2 protein-coding genes are annotated in these 1574 nt (G+C 38.2%); both read right to left on the reverse strand.

Translation table 11 applies throughout. The annotated features are described in order from the left end of the window. Positions 1–91 precede the first annotated feature (91 nt). A complete protein-coding gene (locus HDC92_RS24965) occupies positions 92–997 on the reverse strand; it encodes an IS3 family transposase (protein WP_183877588.1) in 906 nt (301 codons plus the stop codon). Then, positions 994–1536 carry a hypothetical protein gene (locus HDC92_RS24970; protein WP_183877589.1) on the reverse strand — a complete coding sequence of 181 codons (543 nt, stop codon included), beginning with the start codon at positions 1534–1536 and terminating at the stop codon, positions 994–996. The genes HDC92_RS24965 and HDC92_RS24970 overlap by 4 nt, the downstream gene beginning before the upstream one ends. Positions 1537–1574 lie beyond the last annotated feature (38 nt).

Genomic DNA, 1574 nt, shown 5'->3' on the forward strand with positions numbered 1-1574 from the left:
TGTCTTATCCGTTTATAGCTATACAGGTTAATGAATTAATTTCAATCTGGTTATACACCCAGTATTTTTATTTTTATTTGAGTTATACACCCTAATTTGTTAATTCTGCCTGAACTATACAAGCTTTTTGCTGTCTCCATCTTTTTTTAAGTATTCCCTGTTCAAGATGCGCTTGTTCCGGGATCATATAGTCACAGCTTGCATGTGGTCTGAGCTCGTTATAAATTCGGATACTCTCTCTGATTCTCAAAGTTGTTTCTTTAATCCCTGTTTTTGATTCATATAGGTCAAATTCGGTCTTTAAGATCCCATTAACCCTCTCTGCTATAGCATTTTCATAAGGGCTTCCATTCTCGGTCATGCTTATGGCTATCTTGTTTTTCAACAGAATATCTACGTATGCCTTACTGCAATATTGCGTCCCCCGATCTGAATGATGTATAAGTACTGTTTGTACATATTTTCTGTTACTAATGGCCATTTCCAGGGCATCTATACAGCCTTGGGTACCGAGATCATTCCTGAATGCCCAACCCATAATTTTCTTAGAATAGGCATCGGTAACCAAACTCAGATAACCCCATTTCTTTTTAAGCTGGATGTAAGTGATGTCACTTACCCATACTTGCTCAGGCTGGTCCAGGGTTATTCCTTTAATAAGATTGTGGTATTTTTTCATCCAATGCCTGGAATTTGTGGTACCCACTTTTCTTCTTCGTTTTCTGACAGTTAAGCCATATTCACGCATTAGGTTAAATAAATAGTCTCTGCCAATATGGATACCATGCTCTTTTAGTGGTTCCTGCAACATAAAATGTAGCTTTAAAGTACCTATCTTTTTTTGTAGCGATCTAATATTCAGGACATGTTGTAAAACGATTTCATCTTTCAAACCTTCATCCTGCAATCTCCATTGATAGTCGTAGTAAGCATGCCTTGTTTTGCCAAACAGTCTGCACAGTAACTTAATCCCCAGTTGGGGAAAGTCCTGTTTCATTTTGATGACTGCCTGGCACCAGACTTTTTTCTGATATCGATCTTTAGCTGCTGTTCTGCAATATCGATCATTGTATTCAAAGCCTTGTTCTTTAAAACCTCTTGCTCCAAAGCTTTTCTCAAAGCCTTGAGCTCTGAATTGTCAGTTAAATCAGCTTTCTTTTTTGGCATTTCTTTGGGAGTGAAAGAACTAAGGTCGATATTTTCTTCCTTAAAATCCTTAGCCCATCTCCTAATCATCGATTCATGGGTAATATTAAATGCAATCTTTGCCTGTTTAAAAGTCATACCACCCGACGCTACTGCGCGTACAACTGTTCGCTTCTCAGCGGTAGAATAACTCTTATACTGTGGTAGATCTGGAGCATACTTTTGTATCCATCTGATCAAAGTATCCTGAACCATCCCGTACTTCTGCATTACCTCCCGACGGGGAACCCCTTCCCTCAATTGGTCAATAACTTGTTTAATCAACCTCTTATCATAAGGCTGACCTTTGCCACGTTCTGAGAAAATAAACTCTTTTTCTGTTGTTTCCATACACTAGTTTTTGTGTATAGCTTTTTTAGGAATGGACA

The sequence above is a fragment of the Pedobacter sp. AK017 genome (genome assembly GCF_014200825.1).
Taxonomy (GTDB): domain Bacteria; phylum Bacteroidota; class Bacteroidia; order Sphingobacteriales; family Sphingobacteriaceae; genus Pedobacter; species Pedobacter heparinus.

Bases quoted from the DNA above. Each gene is read 5' to 3' on its own strand.
- HDC92_RS24965 (WP_183877588.1), bottom strand. From the start codon at position 997: ATGAAACAGGACTTTCCCCAACTGGGGATTAAGTTACTGTGCAGACTG.
- HDC92_RS24970 (WP_183877589.1), bottom strand. From the start codon at position 1,536: ATGGAAACAACAGAAAAAGAGTTTATTTTCTCAGAACGTGGCAAAGGT.